This is a genomic window from Spirochaetota bacterium, assembly GCA_038043445.1.
In the GTDB taxonomy this organism is placed as follows: Bacteria; Spirochaetota; Brachyspiria; order Brachyspirales; family JACRPF01; genus JBBTBY01.
The window spans coordinates 1-2,104 of the sequence record JBBTBY010000038.1 but is presented as its reverse complement, the minus strand read 5'-3'; the positions used below and the strand labels follow the sequence as shown (position 1 = coordinate 2,104).

Below are 2,104 nucleotides of genomic sequence, written 5' to 3'. Positions count from 1 at the left end.
CCCCAGCTCATTATGCGATGTTTGAACATGCGCAGGATGTCACTAACCAGACCATCGTTTCCAATGTGTTCTGGACGAATACGATGTCGTATATCTACGGTGAACCGACGGGAGTCATCACGATATCGCAGTGGAATAATATCAATACGGTGAATACGACGAATGATGCGCTCTATGCATCGAATAATATTGTTATGCCGCAGGGGCCGCCTCCGATCATCGCGTCGAACGCAACGGTCGGCGGGACATTCAGCGTACTTCAGGCAGCAGTGGATGCGGCCTCCGCCGGCGACGAAATACGCGTGCGCGACATGGTCCTTACACGGAACATCGGGCAATTGAACGCACTTTCCGTCACCAATGCACTGTTCATCACGAACAAGAACGATCTGCGCATTATCGGCGGATATGATGCGGCGTTCGCGGTGCAGACCGGATATACCGTGCTTGACGGCGAAGGGGTTGCCCCCGATAGCCGTATCGTCTTCATCACTAATCTTGCGAATCTTACCTTCAACGGATTCGTCATACGCAACGGCGGGACGAATGGCGGGGTTACATCGCAGCACGGGACAGGACTTTATATCTACAGCGCGGTCAGTTCGCTCTTCACGAATATCATCGTCAGTAACTGTACTTCGGTCAACGGCGGCGGCGTGTATATCAATTATTCAACGAACCTCATGCTGTATGGTGATGTGGTGAACAACACCGCAAGTTACGGCGGCGGCATCTATGTGACCACCAGCACGAACAATACGGTGAGCGGTTTCATCGCCAGCAACACCGCCAATAGAGGCGGCGGTATCTATATGAACGGCGGCGCACACAATTCGATGCGCGGGATGATTTGCAGCAACTCTGCCGTCAGGGGCGGCGGGTTGTTCGTGTACGGCGGGTCGAACAGCATCGTCCAAAGCTGCATATTCTCAAATAACGTGTCATCGGCAACCAACGCAACGATCCTTTTTACGAACGTGACCGCGCTGGCCCCGTTCACCGTTTCGAACTCTGTATTCTATGGGGGGGGCAGCGGCTCGTGCGCGATACTGGAGGAAGCCCCCGATATAACCAATCACACTATTTGTTCCAATACCTTCTGGACAAATACGCTGTCGTATCTCTATATCGAGAGCGGGGATCAGATAATATCGAACGACCGCATCGATATACTCAATTCGAATTCGACGTGGCATGATGCCGCGAATGCTTCAATGAACGTGGTCATGCCATTGCTTCCGTATATCGCAAAGATCACTAACACCGGCGGACAGTATACGAATTTGCAGGAAGCGGTTGCCGCAGCAGTCGCCGGTAATGAAATACGTGTGCTTGCGACAAATCTCACGCGAAACGCCGGGCAGTTGAATGCGCTTGCGCTTACCAACGGCGTGTCCATAACGAATAAGAACAACCTGCGTATTATCGGCGGGTATGATGCAGCATTCGCCGTGCAGACGGGTCATACCGTACTTGACGGCGGCGGTCTCAACAGGACGAATCGACTTGTGTATATCGCGAATCTCACGGATCTCCTTTTTGACGGTTTTGTCATACGGGGCGGCGGGTCCAATGAGACCGCAAAGATACTCGACGGAACGGGCGTGCATGCCTCAAACATTGCGTTCTCGATATTGTCGAACATCATCGTGAGTAACTGCATATCGTCCAATGGCGGCGGGATGAGCATTGCCAATGCGAGCAACTGCCTGATAAGCGCACTGGTGGCGAACAATGTGTCGACGAATGTGGGCGGGGGCATGAGCATCGACTCCTGCAGTTTCGTTACGATACGCGGCTTGGTGTCGAATAATACCGGCAACGACGGCGGCGGCCTATCGATACAGAACGCCACGAACTGCACCGTGGATGCGACACTGGCAGGCAATAATGCCTCGGTCGCCGGCGGCGGCGTTTTCATGCTGAGCTGTCTCAGCAACACGATAAGCGCACCGATGGCGCGCAATACGGCATTGAACGGCGGGGGTGTGCGCATTAAGTGGAGTTATTACAGCACGGTAAGCGGTGCCGTAGTGAGCAATAGCGCAGGGGACAATGGCGGCGGCGTGTATCTGTTCTACGAGACCAACAGTTCGATCACCGG

General features: G+C 53.8%; 1 protein-coding gene. It reads left to right on the top strand.

What is annotated here, in order from left to right; all coding sequences use genetic code 11:
- Window positions 1–17: 17 nt before the first annotated feature.
- Window positions 18–2,104 (top strand): right-handed parallel beta-helix repeat-containing protein (locus tag AABZ39_05750; protein ID MEK6794257.1); only part of this gene is annotated, 2,087 nt, incomplete at its 3' end.